Source organism: Puia sp. (assembly GCF_035546395.1).
GTDB lineage: Bacteria > Bacteroidota > Bacteroidia > Chitinophagales > Chitinophagaceae > Puia.
The window spans coordinates 846,778-863,992 of sequence record NZ_DASZXR010000016.1; the positions used below are offsets into that span (position 1 = coordinate 846,778).

Consider the following 17,215-nt stretch of genomic DNA (forward strand, 5'->3'; position numbering starts at 1 on the left):
TGTCCTAGAGTTTTATTAAAGATGCGGCAAAATTACGGGCCTCCCCATCGCTTTCAAAATATTCTTCCAGCGTGGGCCGCTCGATAAAGGGCAGTTCCTGCATGGTCCGTTCGACGAGGTCGGTCATGTCGAGGAAACCGATGCGATTGCGCAGGAAAGCGAATACGGCGATCTCGTTGGCTGCATTCAGCACACAGGGGAGATTGCCGCCTTTGTTGAGGGCCTCGGTGGCCAACAACAGGTTGCGGAAGGTCCTTGTATCGGGTTCCTCGAAAGTGAGGGTATTCGGCTTGCGGAAATCATAACGGGGAAAGTTATTGGCCATGCGGCGGGGGAAGCCCAGCGCATATTGGATGGGCAGCTTCATATCGGGCAGCCCCATCTGCGCCTTGATGCTGCCATCCTCGAACATGACCATGCTGTGTATAATGCTCTGAGGATGAATTACTACCTGTACCTGGCCGGGTTGCAGGCCGAAGAGCCACTTTGCCTCTATCAGCTCCAGGCCCTTGTTCATCAGCGTTGCCGAGTCGATGGTGATCTTGGCGCCCATGCTCCAGTTGGGATGCTGAAGGGCGTGATCGCGCTTGACGTTGACCAGGAAGTTGGGCTTTTTGCCGAGGAAGGGTCCGCCGGAGGCCGTGAGAACCACTTTCTCGATGCGGTTACGGGTCTCGCCGATGAGACACTGAAAGATGGCGCTGTGCTCGGAGTCGACGGGAATAATGGGGACTTTATGCTCAAGGGCTTTTTGAATAACGATATCCCCCGCCACGACGAGGGTCTCTTTGTTCGCCAGGGCGATCGCCTTACCGTTCCCGATGGCCTTCAATGTAGGCCGGAGACCGGCGAAGCCGACGATGGCGGCAAGCATCATATCATAGATATCCATGGCCGCGACCTCTTCGAGGGCCTTCTCACCGGCGAAGACCTTGATGGGCTGGCCGGAAAGCGCGGACTTGACCTGGGTGTATTTCTTGTCGTCGCCGATGACGACGATATCGGGTTTGAAGTGCAGGGCCTGTTTGATGAGGAGTTCGTCATTGCTGTGGGCCGTCAGTACCTCCACGCTAAAAGCGGACGGATTGGCATCGATGACCTCGAGCGCCTGTTTCCCGATGGAACCGGTGGAGCCGAAGATAGCGATGCGCTTTTTTACGCTGGTGTTTGACATTAGGTTTGGGTTTGTTACTCGGTGTATTTTTCCAGTTCGGCTGCGAGCTTACGGTCGTTGCTGAGCCGGGGCACTTTGTTCTGGCCGCCCAGCTTGCCTACCGACTTCATATAGTCGATGAAGCCGTGTTTTTTTACCGGGCGGATCTTAAGGGGTTGAAGGATATTTCCGGTGATCAGATCGTCATAATAGATATTCTTCTCGCGGAGGTTGTGGTCGACCTTGTCGGCGAAGGCGGCCAGGTCGCCGGGCCTGCCGTCGAATTCCACGAACCATTCATGATAGGATTTGCCTTTCTCCTGCTGGATCATGGGCGCAACAGTGAACTCGGTGATATGCAGCCCCACTTCTTCGGCGGCCTTCATCAGACTATACTCCACCTCTTCCCCGATGACGTGTTCGCCGAAGGCGGAGATGAAATGCTTTGTACGGCCCGAGACGACGAGACGCCAGGGGTCGACCGAGGTAAAACGAACCATATCGCCGATGCTGTAGCCCCAGAGGCCCGCGTTGGTATTGACGACGAGCGCGTAGTTCTCGTTTACTTTGACATCCTTAAGCGAAAGGCGTTTGGGATTCTCCCTACCCAGCTCGGAGGCGGGGATGAATTCGAAGAAGATGCCGCTGTTGGTATTCAGGAGCAGGCCTTCTTCCTCGCGGCTGTCCTGGAAGGCGAAGAAGCCTTCGGAGGCGGGGAAGGTCTCGATGGTGTCGATCTTTTTGCCGATGGCGTCGAAGAGGCGATGCTTGTAGGGCTCGAAGTTGACGCCGCCATGGACGAGCACGGAGAAGTTGGGGAAGATATCCTTTATGGGCATGCCTTTCAGCTCGGCGAGCCGGTCGAAATACATCTGGACCCAGGGTGGGATGCCGCTGATGAGGGTCATGTCCTGGCTGAGGGTCTCCTCGACGATCTTGTCCAGCTTGGTCTCCCAATCATCGATACAATTGGTCTCGTAGGAGGGGAGCTGGTTGGTGCGGAGATAGCCCGGGACGTGGTGGTTGACGATGCCGCTGAGCCGGCCGGTGGGGATGCCCCCTACCCTTTCCAGTTCGGGTGAGCCGGACAGGAAGATCATCTTCCCGTCGGCGAAGGCCGTATTGCCCGTCGAGGCCATGTAGCAAAGCAGGGCATTGCGGGCCGTGTTGATATGGTTGTCTATCGAGTCTTTTGTGATGGGGATGTATTTGACGCCGCTGGTGGTGCCGGATGTCTTGGCAAGGTAGATGGGCTGGCCCTTCCACAATACGTTATGTTTTCCTTCCTTGATCAGCTGGATATAGCCGGAGAACTGTTCGTAGTCCCGAATGGGAACCGCCTGGGAGTATTCTTCGTATGTTTTTATATCGCCCAGTTTGTGTTCCGTTCCGAAGACGGTTTTGGCCCCGACCTTCAACAGCTGATTCAATATTGCCTCCTGATCTGCGATCGCCGTTGTCATCCCCTTTTGTATGCCCTTGTATATATATGAAGCAAAGGGCCTGGCAAGGAATGATTTGATCTTCATGTTCATGGGGGCAAACGTACGGGAATTTGAGCAATGGACAATGGCCCGGCGCCGGGGGCGCAGAGGGGGTTGTGTTGGGTATAAGGGTTTGGTTTTGAGGGGGTGCAGCCCATGGGCAGGGTTTTTGGAGTATTTTTGGGATTTGGAGGGATTTTCTTTCAATTTTTGTTTGATTCTCCTTACCTTTGCAGCCCTAATATCAATATTATGTTAGCAGTTGTGAAAATAGCCGGTCAGCAGTTCAAGGTCCAGAAGGATCAGACTTTGTACGTTCCCCGCATCGCGGGCAATGCCGGTTCCACCGTCGAGTTTGCTGAAGTTCTTTTGACGGATGGCGACAAGCTCGCTGCCGGAAAGGATGTGAAGGCTGTGATCAAGGCTGAGATCCTGGATCATGTCCAGGGAGACAAGGTGATCGCCTTCAAGATGAAAAGAAGGAAGGGTTTCCGGAAGAAGCATGGGCATCGCACTCATTATACGAAGATCCGCATCAGCGAAATCGCATAGTTATAGTTAATACTTTTCAAACTTTAGAATATGGCTCACAAAAAAGGTGAAGGTAGTGTAAAGAACGGTCGCGACTCGCACAGCAAGCGCTTAGGAGTTAAGATCTATGGCGGGCAGCCCGCGATTGCCGGTAATGTCCTCGTTCGTCAGCGTGGTACGCAGTATCATCCCGGCAAGAACGTGGGAGTAGGCAAGGACTATACATTGTTCGCCCTCTCTGATGGTACGGTTGAGTTCAGGAAGGGGAAAGGCGATAAGACCTTTGTCTCCGTCAACGCGGTCGCAGTAGAAGCAGGTGCTTAGAAAATTTTTTGGATTTTTCAAAAATTTTTTTGGAACTTCCAAAGAAGTTTCTATTTTTATGGGTGTAAATTGTTTTACTAACCAATTTAAATTCTAAAAAAATGGCAACTGCAAAAAAAGCCGCTAAGAAAAAGGCAGCTCCTAAAAAGAAAGCTGCTCCCAAGAAGAAAGCTGCTAAGAAAGCTGCAAAGAAGAAATAGTTCTTCCTTAGTTTGGCAGAAAATAGTAAGGCCCCGAGAGATCGGGGCCTTTTCATGTAATATTGGCTTCGGCCGAAGCGCCTGTGGCGCTTCTTTTTTAATTTAGGGGCATGATTGACAATGAATTTATCGCGGAGCAGTTTAGCCTGCTGTCCAAGTTGATGGATATCCATGGGGAGAATTCCTTTAAGGCGAAGAGCTATTCGGTGGCGGCCTTTACGCTCGACAAGCTGCCGCCGGTGGAGGGGATGCCTTTGGAGAAGGTGTCGGCGATCAAGGGGATCGGGGATTCCATTGGGAAAAAGATACTGGAGATACAGCAGACCGGGGAGTTGAAGGCTTTGAAGGAGATCGTTCATAAGACCCCTGCAGGGGTGATCGAGATGCTGCAGATCAAGGGGCTTGGCCCGAAGAAGATCGCGACTATCTGGAAGGAGATGGAGATCGAATCGGTGGGCGAGCTGCTGTATGCCTGCCAGGAGAACCGGCTGCTGCTGTTCAAGGGCTTTGGCGAGAAGACGCAGCAGAATGTGCGGGACGCGATCGAGTTCCGGCTTAGGCATGCGGGCAGTCATCTTTTTGCCGAGGTGGAACCGCTGGCCCTGCGGCTGGATGCGGCGCTGAAGGCGGCCTTTCCTGCCGAGCGGTTTGCTTTGACGGGGGATTTCCGGCGGCAGTTAGAAGTGGTGACCAAGCTGGAGTGGGTGACGACGGCTTCGCCGGAGGCGGCGCTTGCGATCGTCGGTGAGACCGACGGGGTAGAGATCGGTTTTGTGGCGGCTTCGCCGGCGGATTTTGTGCGGGTGTTGTTCGAGACGAGTTGTAGTGGAGAGTTTTTGGAGGAGTTTACCCTATCGGGTTCGTTTGGGAGCGAAGAGGAGCTGTTTGCGGCGGCGGGACGGCCATTCGTTTCGCCGGTGCGGCGGGAGCAGCGGGGCCTGAAGGATTGGGGCCCGGTGATCGAGCCTGGGGATATCCGTGCAGTGATCCATAGTCATAGTACCTGGAGCGATGGGTCGCATTCGCTGGAAGAGATGGCGGCGGGCTGTATCGCGAGGGGGTATGAGTACCTGGTGATCAGCGACCACAGCCAGAGCGCCTTTTATGCGAACGGGCTTAAACCGGACCGGATCCGGGAGCAACAGGCGCAGATCGAGGAACTGAACCGGAAGCTGGCGCCTTTTACCATATTCAAGAGCATCGAGTGCGATATTCTTAATGACGGGGCATTGGATTATTCCGACGATGTGCTTTCTTCCTTCGACCTTGTCATTGCGTCCGTGCATTCCAATCTCCGGATGACCCAGGAGAAGGCTACGAGCCGGTTGTTGCGGGCCATCGAGAATCCATATACCGCTATCCTTGGACATATGACGGGGCGGCTATTGCTCAGCCGGGAAGGCTATCCTATAGATCACAAGGCGATCATCGATGCCTGTGTCCGGAACAATGTGGTGATCGAGTTGAATGCGCACCCGCGGCGGCTGGATATGGACTGGCGCTGGATCGGGTATGCGCTGGAGCAGGGAGCGATGATCTCGATCGATCCGGATGCGCATTCGGTCGGCGGCATTGATGTGATCCGGTATGGGGTGTTGGCGGCGCAGAAGGCGGGGGTGACGGCGGAGCAGAATCTTTCTTCTTTTGGGCTCGAGGAGTTTAAAGAATGGTTGTTGGAGACGAGGGAGGGGAAGGGAATTTGAGGGAATTTTTTGGCAGGCTGAAGTCCGGTGTCAGGTTAAGCTATACCGGTGCCTGCGGCACCTAGCGGGGCCGATGGATTGAGGGGGAAGGAACGACCTTCCGTAGCCCGCAGGATAGGTAATTCCACGAAGAAGGTCGTTCCTTCCCCCTCGACAGTTTCAAACCATATCTTACCCTTGGCCTGTTCGACGATGGTCTTGCTCATGGCGAGGCCGAGGCCAGTGCCGCTGGACTTGGTGGTGAAATTGGGGATGAAAATCTTGCTTTGCATTTCGAGGGGAATGCCTTCGCCGTTGTCGGTGACCTTGATGATAATACTATCTTCCTTCACTTCTTCGCTGACGCTGATGACGCGACGGCTTTTATTTACGCAAGCTTCGAGGGCATTCTGCAGCAGATTGGTGAACAGCCGGTTGAGCTGGGTCTTGTCCGCGAAAACGTGGATCTTGTGGTGGACGGGCACCCATTTGAACAACAGATTCTCCGTGGTCTCGTAAAGGGATACCAGGGAATACAGCATTTCATGCAGGTCGAAGACCTCTTTCTTCGGGTTGCCGATATTGGCGAACTGGGCGAAGTCAGAGGCGATTTTTGACAGGTGATCGATCTGTTCGACGAGGGTGCGGGCCACGCTTGCCGCCATTTCCTTTACGTTGGCCGAGTTGTTGTCGATGGCTTTCTGGAGGTACTGGATGCTGAGCTTCATGGGCGTCAGGGGATTCTTGATCTCATGGGCCACCTGGCGGGCCATTTCGCGCCAGGCGCCTTCGCGTTCGCTCTTGGCCAGGGCGGCGGCGCTTTCCTCGAGCTTTCGCACCATTTTGTTGTATTCCTTTACGAGCCCGCCTATCTCATCATTGCGATCCCATTCGATGGCCTCGTTTGTCTTCCCGAGATTGATCTCCTGCATTTTTTTGGAGATGAGCAGGAAGGAGATGGTGATCCGGTTGGTAAGAAAGAGGGCGATGGTGCCGGCGATGAGGAATATGAATGCGTTGAGGTTGATGATGGTGACGAGGAAGTTGGAGATCTCTTCCTTGAGCTCGTCCTGGTCGGTGAATGAAGGCAGGTTCAGGTAGGCGTAGGCCCGGCCGTTCTCGTCGCGCAGGGGGCGGTAGACGCTGAGGTAGGGCACGCCGCCGAGGTGCTCGTCGTTGTCGAACTGGATGGTATTGAGATCATGCATGTTGTAATACGCCACCGGGTGCATTTTCGTGCTGAGGATGCCTTTGTTGTAGATGAGCAGGTTGGAGGATACCTCGAGGTTTCCGTTGAGGTCATAGACATTGATGTCCGCTGCGTGGGTCTGGGCGATGTCTTCGATGAGCTTTTGCAGCTGGGAGCGGGAGCCCTGGTAGGTGAGTTTGTCCGGGGATGTTTCGCCCTGTTCGCCGAGCTTGCCCTGGACCTCGCTGACCATCACCTGCATGGCCCGGCTCAACCGGTCACGGTTATTACGGTTATATCGATTGATAAAAAAGATGATCGTCGCCGCCCCGATGACCACGAAGGAGAAGAGGCTGATAAAGATGATGGTGGTATGGATCTGCGACCGGATGTTCATTTGCCAGTAGGTCTTCAGCTGGCTCCAGTGGAGGCGGCTCCAGATGAGCAGGGCGGCCAGCCGGAAGAGGGCGACCAGGAAGAGGAAGGCGCTGAAGAGATAGGCGAAAAGGGTGACGTCCTCGAGGGAGGAGTTGTCGCGTTTGACGACGACGACATAGTCATCGTCGGCAAGGCGATGCCAGAGCTCGTCATAGCCTTCCCTTTTGACGTGGGCGTAGTCCGTTGCCGGGATCATCTCGTCGGTGAGATGGGTGGAGAAGGGGTAGTCGCTGTTCTCGGAGATGAGCTCGCGTTTCTTGTAGATAGCGTAGTACTCGGGGAGATCTTCCGTTTTCTGCCGGAAGAGCTCCGGGACGAGGGCGTGTTCCCCCTTGTTGTAGCTTTTGGGTTCGGACAGGATAAAAATAGACCCTTCGATCTTCCCGGTGGTGTCGTTGCGGAGGGTTTTGCGAAAGATAAAGACGTTCTTATCGAAGGTGCGGCTATAATATTTCAGGTCGGGGACCTCGGTGGCCTTGCCCAGGACGGTAAAGATCGTATTGAGCGTATCGTAGGAGATGGACGGTTCGTTGTACAACGGCTTTTCTTCGCCGTCGTAGGTATAGATATGGGTGTCGAAGGCCGTTTGATAAGGGTTGAAATTACGGTTGATCATACTGTCCTTCATCAGCAGGTTCGAGATAGGGTCGCGGAACCGGTTGAAGTTGAGCGACAGGAAGTCATTGTCGACGTATTGAAAGACGATGCTGAAGAGCTTATCGTTGGCGGGGTCGGCACGGTCGGCGAGACGATCGGCCATGAGGCGGCGATTCTCTTCCTCGGTTTTCCTGTTCTCGAAGAGGATGACGGCGGAAATCGAAGTCGAGAAGATGAAGAGCCAGAACAGGACCTCGGAGACGTTGAAGCGGAACCGGAGGTCGAAGAAGATGCGGCGCTGCATGAGCCAGGTGTAGGCGAGGAGCCAGAGGAGTACGAGGATATCGAGCTCCACGGTCAGGGGGTTGGGCATGAACGTGAGCACGATGAGTCCCATGGTGGCGATGAGGATGTACAGCACGATCGAGAGACTCCGGATAAGATAACCGATGAGCTGGAAGATAGCCTGCGACAGGAAGAAATAGCCCAGGGCCAGGGCGGCCAGGGCGAGGAAGCCGATGAAGCTATAGTTGTTGAGAAGGCTGAAGAAGTTGGTGACGTTGAAGGAGATCTTGGCGTCGAGGACGAGGGACTGGACGATATTGGCGAATTCGAAGGTGGTGACGACGAGCAGGGCGAGGCCGACGGTGATCCAGAACCAGTTGATGTATTTATGTACGGACTGGGGGATGGTATAGTCGCTGAGTTCCCGCCGGACGAAGAGGATGATCCAGCAGAAGAGGAAGGCGTTGATGAGCAGGTCGCCGAGGGATTGGAGGATAAAGCTGGAGCTATAGATGCTGGGATCGAAAAGGTCGAATTGCCGGAGGTTGAGCAAGCCGGGAGAGATATAGATCATGGCCCGGAGCAGGAGGATGACGACGACCAGGAAGCCGATGCCCCAGGCGGCGCCCCATCGCTCGCGGATGGTGTGGGCGATATTGTGGATAATGATGAGGACCAGGAAGGTGCCGAGAAGGATGACGAGGGGGATGGGCCAGTTGTGGGCGGAGGCGTGGTAGCCCGGCTTTTTCTGGAGGTAAAAAAGGATATTGCCCTTGCCGTCGCGGACGGGGAATTCGGTCGGGTTGGTGACGATGAGGACCCGGGCTTCGGCCGAGGAGATGTCGACGAATTCGGGGGTGAGGTTGGAGACGGAGATGAAGTATTGCCAGCGGACAGGGATGAGGGCGATGGCCACCATGGGGCGGCCGGTGTCGGTTGGGAGGGTGGTTCGGATGTAGTCGTACTGGCCGTTGCTGAGCTGGACGAAGCCGGTGCCGTCGGGACCGCCTACGATGGCGGGTGAGGGGGAGGATCGCTGATCGTTCCAGAACTGGAGGGCGCCGGGTTTGCCTGCTGTGTCGGTGGTATAGAGGAAGATGCCATATTCTTTTTTGAGGACAGTTTCGAGGTCCTGGCGGGAGTATCGGTTGGCTGCGAGGCGCTGGAGGTAGGCGGTGTCCTTTGTGAGCTTGGTGAAGTCCTGCTGGCGTTGCTGGAGGAAGGACTGGATGGAGTTGCGGAGGACGGCTACCGAGGCGTCACTGCTGAAGTAGAGGTTGAGGAAGTAGCCGCTGATGAACAGCACGAAGGCGGCTAAGAGCAGGTAGATGTTTCTACGAAATATGTCGATGAAGAAGGATCTCAATCCTGTTTGGTTGACTTTTTGATGTTATCCCACATAGCGTCCATTTCGGCGAGCGTCATATCGGCCAGGGACCGGCCCCGGGAACGCGCTTCTTCTTCCATCCGGGTGAACCGGGCGATGAATTTCTTGTTGGTCCGTTCGAGGGCGTTCTCGGCGTCTATATGCAAAAATCGTGCATAATTGATCAGGGAGAAGGAAAGATCGCCGAATTCTTCTTCGATCTTGTTTTGGTCGCCTTCGGCGACGGCTTCCTGCAGTTCTGCCATTTCTTCCTGTACTTTTTCCCATACCTGGGCGGTCTCGTCCCATTCGAAGCCGACCTTACCGGCTTTTTCCTGCAGGCGGGTTGCTTTGACGGTGGCGGGGAGGGAGACGGGGACGCCGGAAAGGACGGACTTTTTACCTTCTTTGAGCTTTAGCTGTTCCCAGTTGCGTTTGACGTCCTCTTCGGTCTTGACTTCGACGAGGTTAGGGTCTGCGGCGGTGCTGCCGTAGATATGGGGGTGACGGGCGATGAGCTTGTCGCTAATGCCATTGAGGACCTCGTCCAGGGTAAACTGCCCCTGCTCCCGGCCGATACGGGAATAGAAGAGGAGGTGGAGGAAGAGGTCGCCGAGTTCTTCTTTGATGCCTTTCCAGTCGCTGTCGGTGATGGCGTCGGCGAGTTCGTAAGTTTCCTCGATGGTGAGTGGGCGGAGGGTCTGGATGGTTTGCTTCTTATCCCAGGGGCATTGCTCCCGGAGTTCGTCCATTATTTTTACCAGGCGTTCGAAGGCGGTGTTGGTGGTACTCATACTGAAAACACGGAAATTAACAGGAAGACCGTCAGCAGGATGATATTGATCCAGAACATCAGGCCCATCACTATGAAATACTTCAGGAAGGTCTTCGCCCTCCGCTGTCCATAGAAGCCTCTCATGGCCTTATAGAGGTAGATAAGCGTCCACAGGCAGATGGCAAAGGTAGCCAAACCGGTGATAAGATGCACCCAACCGGATGCCGAGGCGCGGCCGATGAGGTAGAGCATGAGTATGAGGAACAGCTGGATGAAGGTGGCGCAATAGACGTGGATGGTGAAGATGCCGTGGTTGACATAGAAGAATGTCTTCTTATGCCGGAAGTAGAGGATATTGAGGATCAGGGCGAAGATGGGCAGGGAGATCCAGAGGATCTTGGGGAAGGAATGAAGGATATTCTCCATCAGGTGTTCGACGAAGCGGGCCTTATCTTCGTGCCATTCCTGCCGGATGACGATTCCCCGCCGGGTGATGAAGTGCTTCAACCAGCCGTCGCGGAGGCTGTCGGGCAGGGCATGTTCGGCGGAGTCGTATTGTTCGATGGTGCGATAGGTGATGTCCGAGCCCATGAAGTTAAAATTGTCCCCATCGTCACCGTCGGTTCGATCGAGCGCATAATTGCGGACTGCCCTTTGGAATCGCCGGGTTTTGGCAAGATCGGCTTTGACTTCGCCGGCCGTGTCGACCTGGAGAGAGTCCGAATAGGCTTTGAAGAGGATGCTGTCGAGGGCGCGCTTTGTAAAGGTTTGCTTTGTCGTGTCGCCGAAGGCTTTTTGGATGGCGGCAATTTCGATCAACCGGTGTTCCCATTTGTCGTGGTAATCCTGGCGATCGTCCTCGTCTTCGGAGACGATCGAGCTTTTGTGATAGCGGGCGGTATCGGCGATGAGATCGGCGAGTTTTTTTGTCGAGGGGGCATTTTTTTCGGTTTTATCCTGGCGGAGGCCTTTGGCCATGTCCTCGGGCTTTGTGATGGAATAGAGGATGATGAAGAAGATGGCCGAGGTGAAGACGTACATGCGGATGGGGTTGAGGTAGGACATCCGGCGACCGCGCATGTATTCGAGGGAAAGAAAGCCGGGCTTTTTGATCAGGTATTTTACCGTATCGAAGAACTTTCCGTCGAAGTGGGTGATATCGTTGAAAAAGTGCTGGACGAGGTGCCAGACGGTCTCCTTGGGTTCGAGGTTCTCCTGGCCGCATTTGTGGCAGTAGCGGCCGATGACCTCGGTCTGGCAGTTGAGGCAATTCTTTTCCTTTCTTTCGTGTAAGTGCGACAAAGCGGTTAATTTTCACCTAAAATAAGGGAAAGGGCGGTGTTTTGCGTATTAAAACCGTTGTTTTTTCGTTACGTGAGGGTCCTTAAATTTGTGGTTATATGAAGGTTATAATAGGATGCTTGTTTGGGCTGGTACTTTGTGGCCCCGTTGGTGCCCAATTCCTTTACAAGGACCTGGTGGTTACGCGGCAGAACAATACCCGCTGGAAGGTGTTCGAGGAGAATAAAGTCCGATCGGTAACATTGAAGAGCCTGGAGGCCGACGGCCGGCCTACGGAGGGTTTTGTAGGGGAGCAGGAGTTGTCGAACGACTATTCGCAGATGGTTACCCATACGAAGACGGCGGGCTCGACGGACAGCTGGAATATCACCCAGTATGCGAACGGGCGGATGGTGCGGAACCTGGATACCAGCGATACCTACCAGAGTGAAACGAAGTACGAATATGACGCCGAGGGTCATATCCTTTCCATTGTCAATACCTCCATCGAAACGGATAACCAGGTAAAGGCGGAGGAGCGGCATGTCTGGGGGTATGACCCGGCGCATCCGGGGAAGCCGGTGTCGATGTTGAAGATAAAGAACGGGATGGATACCACCTATGTCCGGTTCGTTTCGGATGAAAAGGGGAATATCGTGGAGGAGCGCAGCAAACGGCTGGGGGTGGATCTGCCGACTATTTACTACTATTACGATGACAATCACCTGATGACGGATATCGTTCGGTACAGCCCCAGAGCGAACCGGCTGTTGCCCCTGACCATCTTCGAATATGAGGATGGGCGGGTGAAGAGCATGTTGGTGGTGCCGGAAGAGGGGAATTCCTTTTACCAGAAATGGTATTACACTTATGACGAGGAGAAGGGATTGAAGACGAAGGACCAGTGTTTCAACAAACAAAAGGAGCTGTTGGGGACTATCGAATACGTATATGGTTATAAATAATCTCACTCATGCGTGGATCCATTCTTTTACTTCTTGTGTTTTTCGCGGTTTCCGCGGTTGCCCAGGACCTCGATTTCCCTGATTTCCGGAATAAGCGGGACAATTTTGCAAAGGTGTCGGAGAAGGATATCCGGGCCGATGTCGCCAGTTTTGCCCTGGCGGGGGTAGACGAGAGTATCGGAAAAGCTCCCCTACCCTCTTTGCCGGTGCTGGACGTCGGGCCCAATTTCGTCAAATACGGCAACGACAATATCACGGTATTCATCAAATCGGGCATCTTTCTGCCTTCGAAGCATAAGCTGATGATGCAGGAGGGGCATTTGTTACGGATCGACGGGAAACCCTACTATGGCGGGGTCATCGGCCAGCCGCCGCATACGACGATCGAGTCGATCACGGTGGTGGTGGGAAAGGATACGGTTGCGGTCCCGCCGACGGCCTATTTCGATCTTTATGATCCGAAGTTCAGTTTCCGGGAGAATGGGGAGACGAGGAGCCGGAACGGGGTCTTTTTATCGAATGACAAGCATACTTTTTACATCTACCTGCTCAATATAGATAACAAAGGTGCAGAGTACACCTTTGTTATCCGTGATAAGCAATACCTGCGACGCATTGTCGACTGGGGATTCCTTAATTAAGGGCTAGTTCAGCACCGGCTGATGGGCCAGGACCAGGGTATGATCCTGGTTGTAGGCGTCGACCTTATTGGCGTCGTACGTGTTGCCGTTGTTGAGGTGCATCACATAGCTGTGGCCTTCGGCGGTCTCCAGTTTCCGGATGTTGTGAACATACCAGTGGGCATAGCCGCTGTTGAGCCAGGCCGCGCGGACCTGTTCGGGCAGGTGGCGGGTTCTTTTCACCCGGGTCTCGGTGGCCACCCATTTCCCATCGGCCGTATAATAAGCATAGTGTTTGCGTCCGTCGACCTTGAAGACGGCGATGTAGCCTTCTTTGCGGATCTCCCATTTTTTCAGGGTAGCGGGCGGAAACTGCGAATAGAATGCGGACTGAACGGGTTTTGGAACCTTGTCGATGGATACCGATTGAGCGGATACGTGCTGGATGAGTATAAAGGAGGCGATAGCTGCCAGTAATTTCTTCATGGTAGTAATATTTTTTGGGGCCGTCGGGCCCCGTTATGAATAGTGATGCAATGAGGGCCTAGGCCATGGGCGGTCCGCGAAGGGAAGGTGTTGCGGGTGTGGGAATGTGTTGATGTAGTACGGGTGCGACGGCGTATGAACCGGTCACGATGGGTATCATCGTTTCCTGTTGTACCGGCAGGCAGCCGTCGAGGTTGGATCGATGGCGTTTGAAGTGATTTTGATGGAAGCGGTGCGCGATGACCGCATCCTTGTATTTGTGGGCGAAATGGGCCGTCTTTACATGAGAAATGTCCCGATGGGTATGGGCGCGCACGAAGCCTGCAGCGCTAATAGACAGCAGGATAATGATCAAAGAAAGATATCTGTTGCGGGCGATGCTCATACGGTTCAAAAATAACAATTCAAAGCTTAACAAAAGACTAAAAAGGCGCAACCGCGGTTGCACCTTTCCGAATGTTGTTCGAGGCGATGCGAGGCGCGGGCGGCTTCATTGTGGCACGAGGCAGCCATGTACATTCGATATTTTAAAATGAGGGGTGCACCCGGGGGGACCGGCAGCGCGAAGTCTGCGGACTAAGATAGGGAAAAGATCGTTTCGAATGGACTTTTTTAACCGCAGGGCGATGGGTTGACTGTATACTGCAGGAACGCATCCGGATCGGGCATATGAGGGTGGCTGTCGATGCGGGTGCCGAGTGCGGATGAGAGGTCTTTCATCCGGCGGATGGCCTCGATACGGTCGTTCTCCGTTGCGAGTCCGACATGGCCGTCGGCGATGAGGACCGGGATCAGCTCGAGCCGGGGGATGGAGGTGCGGTCGGCTTCGACGATATAGAAAAAGGAGCGATCGTTGCGAAGGACCTGGTCGACGGCGTAGTCGTCGATGAAGTCGCCGGTGTCGTACAGGATCAGCTTGTTCCGATAGACCTCCACCCCCTGGAAGATATGGGCGCCGTGTCCATGGATGATCGATGCCCCGTGGTCGATGATCTCATGTGCAAGTTCGATGAAGAGCGGATTGGGTTCCTCCTGCATATTGGATCCCCAACGGATACTTACCAGGACGTGGTCGACGTGTTGCCGAAGTCGAACGATGTTGTCCAGCAGAAGCTGCTGGGCCGCACCGTCATACAGGTCGACGTAGTTGACCCCGGGATGACCGGGGCCGGCTTTCCAGGAGGATTCGTCGTTGGTAAGGCTGAGTATTCCCAGGCGGATGTTGTTGACGGGAAGGATGAGCGGGGCTTGTGCCGCCTTGTCGTTCATGCCGGCGCCGACGTGGCGGATACCGGCGGTGTCAAGGACCGCGATGGTTTCGCGGAGGCCTTCTTCCGAAAAGTCCAGCATATGGTTGTTGGCGAGGGTCACTGCCCGGATATTCGCTTCCAACAGGCAATTCACTTTGTCGGGATGCGCCTTGAAGGTAAAGGTCTTTTGGTGTTTACGGGTGCTGGTGGTCAGGGTCGTTTCGAGATTGGCGAAATTGAGGTCCTGGCGGCGCATCAGTGGGAGGACATCACCCCAGGGCCAGGCGTAAGCCTTTGGGGGAATGGTGAAATCGACTGTCCGGCCGAGCATTACAGTGCCGGTCAGGCCGATGCGGATGGTATCTTCGCTCATAGGCCAAAATTACCCACTGGACATACATGAGAAAATGATTTGGATCAAGCAAGAAACAGAGGCTGGTCAAGAAATATTATCTTTTTTACGTATATTACATCTTATGGGATCGAATCATACACTTCATGTCGAGGGAATGGCCCTCCTGGTGAGCAGTATCCGCGAGTTGTCGCTTGCGGAGGATCTTGCCGGGGTCATGCGGGTCGTCCGGAAGACAGCGCGGGCGTTGACCGGCGCCGACGGGGCCTGTTTTGTGCTGCGGGAGGGGGATCAGTGTTATTATGCCGATGAGGATGCGATAACGCCCTTGTGGAAGGGCAGTAAGTTTCCCATGAGCGCCTGCGTTAGCGGCTGGGCGATGTTGCATAAGGAGGCGGTCGTGATCGAGGACATCTATAAGGACGACCGAATTCCGGCGGATGCCTACCGGCCGACGTTTGTTAAGAGCCTGGTCATGGTCCCGATCCGGACTGCCGATCCGATCGGGGCGATCGGCAACTACTGGTCCGTCATCCGGATGCCTTCGGCCGAGGAGGTGGCGCTGTTGCAGGCGTTGGCCGACATAACCGCCGTGATGATCGACAACGTACAGGTCCGCAGCCAGCTGGAGCGGAAGGTGACCGAGCGGACACAGGAGCTGGATGATTCCTTGCAGCGGGAGCGGCGGTTGAATGAAACAAAGAGTGCTTTTCTTTCGATGGCGTCCCATGAGTTTCGTACGCCGTTGAGCACGATCCTTTCGAGCATCTCGCTGGTGGAAAGCTACAGCCGCAGCGGGGAGACGGTGTTGACCGACAAGCATTGCCAGCGAATACGTTCGGCGGCCAGGAACCTGGACAATATCCTGGAAGGGTTTCTCTGCTTCGATAAGTTAGAGCAGGGGAAGGTGTCGATGAAGCAACAGGCCATCGACCTTCGGGAGCTGCTTCAGGAGACTGTCGAACAGTTGGCCGGGATAAAGAAGCCGGGGCAGGAGATAAGATTTACGTACGAGGGGGACACAGAGGCGATGCTGGATGCGACCATTGTCCGGAATGTGACGGTCAACCTACTTTCGAACGCCATCAAATATTCCGGGAAGGATATCTTTCTGAATGCGTGCATTCAGGCCGGGCAGGTGACGCTTTCCGTGCGGGACCAGGGGATCGGGATACCGGCCGGTCAGCAGCGGTTGTTGTTCGAGAAATTTTTCCGGGCCAGCAATGCCGGCTCGATCCAGGGTACGGGATTGGGATTGAATATTGTGAAGCATTATGTCAATCTTTTGAAGGGAACCATCTCCTTTGAGAGTATCGAGGGACAGGGCACGACCTTTACCTTGCAATTCCCGAATGGTCCCGCCGCATATTTTGAGTTGAATCCGCCGACGGGGGCGGTTGCGGTGGCTGGCTAACCGATATGCCGGAGCTTGCAGGACCGGTACAAAAAAAGGCGGACCCAAAGATCCGCCCTACGATATCGGTAGCTTACGGCCTTTTACAGCCTCTATTCTATCGGCATCTTGCTCATTCCGAAATTTTCCTGGTTCGATGGGGCAGTTTTTTGTTCTGCCTTTCGGTCCCCAGTTTACTGTCGTTTAAACAGCTATATCTGGCTTCCTTCTCTACCGATCGTTTCCGAAATAAACCCGAGACAAAGATACCGTGCGGGGAACGGCTGTTCCAATAACGGGGATCAGGCCGGGCGCTGATCGTTATCACCGAAGATCGCGGTGGTACGGTGTATATTGATTGTAAAACAACGTCATGGCTACTCATTTCGATCAATATGCGGCCAAGGGTAATGAGTTGATCAATATCCTCGCGGGGGACTTGCAGGTGTCCAACGAAATGGCTCATCGAATCCTGCGGTGCGTGCTGCACGGTCTGCGCAACCGCCTGCCTGTCGATGACTCGCTCCGGCTCATCGCCCAGCTTCCGATGATCGTGAAGGGGTTGTATGTCGACCAATGGGATACATCGAAGCCGCCGAAGCGAATCCGGCATTTATCGGAATTTTTCGAGGAGATCCGCCAATATGATAAGGATCTGGCCGGTTACGATCTCGGTAACGATGAGGAGACTGCGGGGGTGGTGAAGGCCGTTTTCCGATCGCTTCGGGTATATCTGACCGAGGGTGAGTTCCGGCATATCGAAGCCGCGCTGCCGGAGGCGTTAAAGGCGCTTGTCGATGAAGCCATCGGCCAGCGGCGAATGCCAATGTGAGCCGACGTGGGA

General features: G+C 54.6%; 15 protein-coding genes. 7 read left to right on the forward strand and 8 right to left on the reverse strand.

The window, feature by feature from the left end:
* Nucleotides 1–4: 4 nt before the first annotated feature.
* Nucleotides 5–1,174, reverse strand: coding sequence for a 1-deoxy-D-xylulose-5-phosphate reductoisomerase (locus VHE34_RS24685; protein WP_325592927.1), 1,170 nt, complete (start codon nucleotides 1,172–1,174; stop codon nucleotides 5–7).
* A 14-nt stretch (nucleotides 1,175–1,188) separates the two neighbouring features.
* A complete protein-coding gene (locus VHE34_RS24690; RefSeq protein ID WP_325592929.1) occupies nucleotides 1,189–2,616 on the reverse strand; it encodes a GH3 auxin-responsive promoter family protein in 1,428 nt (475 codons plus the stop codon).
* A gap of 273 nt (nucleotides 2,617–2,889) precedes the next feature.
* Between VHE34_RS24690 and rplU the strand changes: the two genes are divergently transcribed.
* From rplU to VHE34_RS24705, 3 genes are all read left to right on the forward strand, one after another.
* Nucleotides 2,890–3,189 carry a 50S ribosomal protein L21 gene (gene rplU / locus VHE34_RS24695; protein ID WP_325592931.1) on the forward strand — a complete coding sequence of 100 codons (300 nt, stop codon included), beginning with the start codon at nucleotides 2,890–2,892 and terminating at the stop codon, nucleotides 3,187–3,189.
* 30 nt (nucleotides 3,190–3,219) lie between these two features.
* Nucleotides 3,220–3,492 (forward strand): 50S ribosomal protein L27, encoded by a 273-nt coding sequence (gene rpmA, locus VHE34_RS24700; protein ID WP_325592933.1) that lies wholly within the window; start codon nucleotides 3,220–3,222, stop codon nucleotides 3,490–3,492.
* A gap of 310 nt (nucleotides 3,493–3,802) precedes the next feature.
* On the forward strand, nucleotides 3,803–5,395 hold the full coding sequence (locus VHE34_RS24705) for a DNA polymerase/3'-5' exonuclease PolX (RefSeq protein WP_325592935.1): 1,593 nt from the start codon (nucleotides 3,803–3,805) through the stop codon (nucleotides 5,393–5,395).
* 35 nt (nucleotides 5,396–5,430) lie between these two features.
* Here the strand turns inward: VHE34_RS24705 and VHE34_RS24710 are convergent, their stop codons facing one another.
* Genes VHE34_RS24710 through VHE34_RS24720 form a run of 3 tightly spaced genes read right to left on the reverse strand, consistent with a single transcriptional unit; the run spans nucleotide 5,431 to nucleotide 11,326 of the window.
* The gene (locus VHE34_RS24710) at nucleotides 5,431–9,249 is read right to left on the reverse strand and encodes a HAMP domain-containing sensor histidine kinase (protein WP_325592937.1); all 3,819 of its coding nucleotides are present in this window, start codon (nucleotides 9,247–9,249) and stop codon (nucleotides 5,431–5,433) included.
* Nucleotides 9,246–10,043: a nucleoside triphosphate pyrophosphohydrolase gene (mazG, locus tag VHE34_RS24715; RefSeq protein WP_325592939.1), complete on the reverse strand. Its 798-nt coding sequence runs from the start codon at nucleotides 10,041–10,043 to the stop codon at nucleotides 9,246–9,248. The genes VHE34_RS24710 and mazG overlap by 4 nt, the downstream gene beginning before the upstream one ends.
* Nucleotides 10,040–11,326 (reverse strand): DUF3667 domain-containing protein, encoded by a 1,287-nt coding sequence (locus tag VHE34_RS24720; protein ID WP_325592941.1) that lies wholly within the window; start codon nucleotides 11,324–11,326, stop codon nucleotides 10,040–10,042. Before VHE34_RS24720 ends, mazG begins: the two co-directional genes overlap by 4 nt.
* Nucleotides 11,327–11,424: 98 nt before the next feature.
* On the opposite strand from VHE34_RS24720, the gene VHE34_RS24725 reads away from it, so the two are divergent.
* Nucleotides 11,425–12,270: a hypothetical protein gene (locus tag VHE34_RS24725; RefSeq protein WP_325592946.1), complete on the forward strand. Its 846-nt coding sequence runs from the start codon at nucleotides 11,425–11,427 to the stop codon at nucleotides 12,268–12,270.
* 8 nt (nucleotides 12,271–12,278) lie between these two features.
* Nucleotides 12,279–12,911, forward strand: a complete 633-nt coding sequence (locus tag VHE34_RS24730) for a hypothetical protein (protein WP_325592948.1) — start codon at nucleotides 12,279–12,281, stop codon at nucleotides 12,909–12,911.
* A gap of 3 nt (nucleotides 12,912–12,914) precedes the next feature.
* On the opposite strand, the gene VHE34_RS24735 is transcribed toward VHE34_RS24730, so the two are convergent.
* From VHE34_RS24735 to VHE34_RS24745, 3 genes are all read right to left on the reverse strand, one after another.
* Complete coding sequence (locus VHE34_RS24735; RefSeq protein ID WP_325592950.1) at nucleotides 12,915–13,376, reverse strand: PepSY-like domain-containing protein; 462 nt, start codon at nucleotides 13,374–13,376, stop codon at nucleotides 12,915–12,917.
* Between the two features lie 58 nt (nucleotides 13,377–13,434).
* Nucleotides 13,435–13,761 (reverse strand): hypothetical protein, encoded by a 327-nt coding sequence (locus VHE34_RS24740; protein ID WP_325592952.1) that lies wholly within the window; start codon nucleotides 13,759–13,761, stop codon nucleotides 13,435–13,437.
* A gap of 227 nt (nucleotides 13,762–13,988) precedes the next feature.
* Nucleotides 13,989–14,999, reverse strand: a complete 1,011-nt coding sequence (locus VHE34_RS24745; RefSeq protein ID WP_325592954.1) for a CapA family protein — start codon at nucleotides 14,997–14,999, stop codon at nucleotides 13,989–13,991.
* Nucleotides 15,000–15,102: 103 nt separating this feature from the next.
* On the opposite strand from VHE34_RS24745, the gene VHE34_RS24750 reads away from it, so the two are divergent.
* Complete coding sequence (locus VHE34_RS24750; RefSeq protein ID WP_325592956.1) at nucleotides 15,103–16,392, forward strand: GAF domain-containing sensor histidine kinase; 1,290 nt, start codon at nucleotides 15,103–15,105, stop codon at nucleotides 16,390–16,392.
* A gap of 352 nt (nucleotides 16,393–16,744) precedes the next feature.
* Nucleotides 16,745–17,203 carry a DUF2267 domain-containing protein gene (locus VHE34_RS24755; protein ID WP_325592959.1) on the forward strand — a complete coding sequence of 153 codons (459 nt, stop codon included), beginning with the start codon at nucleotides 16,745–16,747 and terminating at the stop codon, nucleotides 17,201–17,203.
* Nucleotides 17,204–17,215 lie beyond the last annotated feature (12 nt).

Coding starts and splice junctions, on each gene's coding strand:
- rpmA (WP_325592933.1), top strand. CDS start 3,220: ATGGCTCACAAAAAAGGTGAAGGTAGTGTAAAGAACGGTCGCGACTCG.
- mazG (WP_325592939.1), bottom strand. CDS start 10,043: ATGAGTACCACCAACACCGCCTTCGAACGCCTGGTAAAAATAATGGAC.
- VHE34_RS24755 (WP_325592959.1), top strand. CDS start 16,745: ATGGCTACTCATTTCGATCAATATGCGGCCAAGGGTAATGAGTTGATC.
- VHE34_RS24725 (WP_325592946.1), top strand. CDS start 11,425: ATGAAGGTTATAATAGGATGCTTGTTTGGGCTGGTACTTTGTGGCCCC.
- VHE34_RS24730 (WP_325592948.1), top strand. CDS start 12,279: ATGCGTGGATCCATTCTTTTACTTCTTGTGTTTTTCGCGGTTTCCGCG.
- VHE34_RS24705 (WP_325592935.1), top strand. CDS start 3,803: ATGATTGACAATGAATTTATCGCGGAGCAGTTTAGCCTGCTGTCCAAG.
- VHE34_RS24750 (WP_325592956.1), top strand. CDS start 15,103: ATGGGATCGAATCATACACTTCATGTCGAGGGAATGGCCCTCCTGGTG.
- VHE34_RS24735 (WP_325592950.1), bottom strand. CDS start 13,376: ATGAAGAAATTACTGGCAGCTATCGCCTCCTTTATACTCATCCAGCAC.
- VHE34_RS24690 (WP_325592929.1), bottom strand. CDS start 2,616: ATGACAACGGCGATCGCAGATCAGGAGGCAATATTGAATCAGCTGTTG.
- VHE34_RS24685 (WP_325592927.1), bottom strand. CDS start 1,174: ATGTCAAACACCAGCGTAAAAAAGCGCATCGCTATCTTCGGCTCCACC.
- VHE34_RS24745 (WP_325592954.1), bottom strand. CDS start 14,999: ATGAGCGAAGATACCATCCGCATCGGCCTGACCGGCACTGTAATGCTC.
- VHE34_RS24740 (WP_325592952.1), bottom strand. CDS start 13,761: ATGAGCATCGCCCGCAACAGATATCTTTCTTTGATCATTATCCTGCTG.
- rplU (WP_325592931.1), top strand. CDS start 2,890: ATGTTAGCAGTTGTGAAAATAGCCGGTCAGCAGTTCAAGGTCCAGAAG.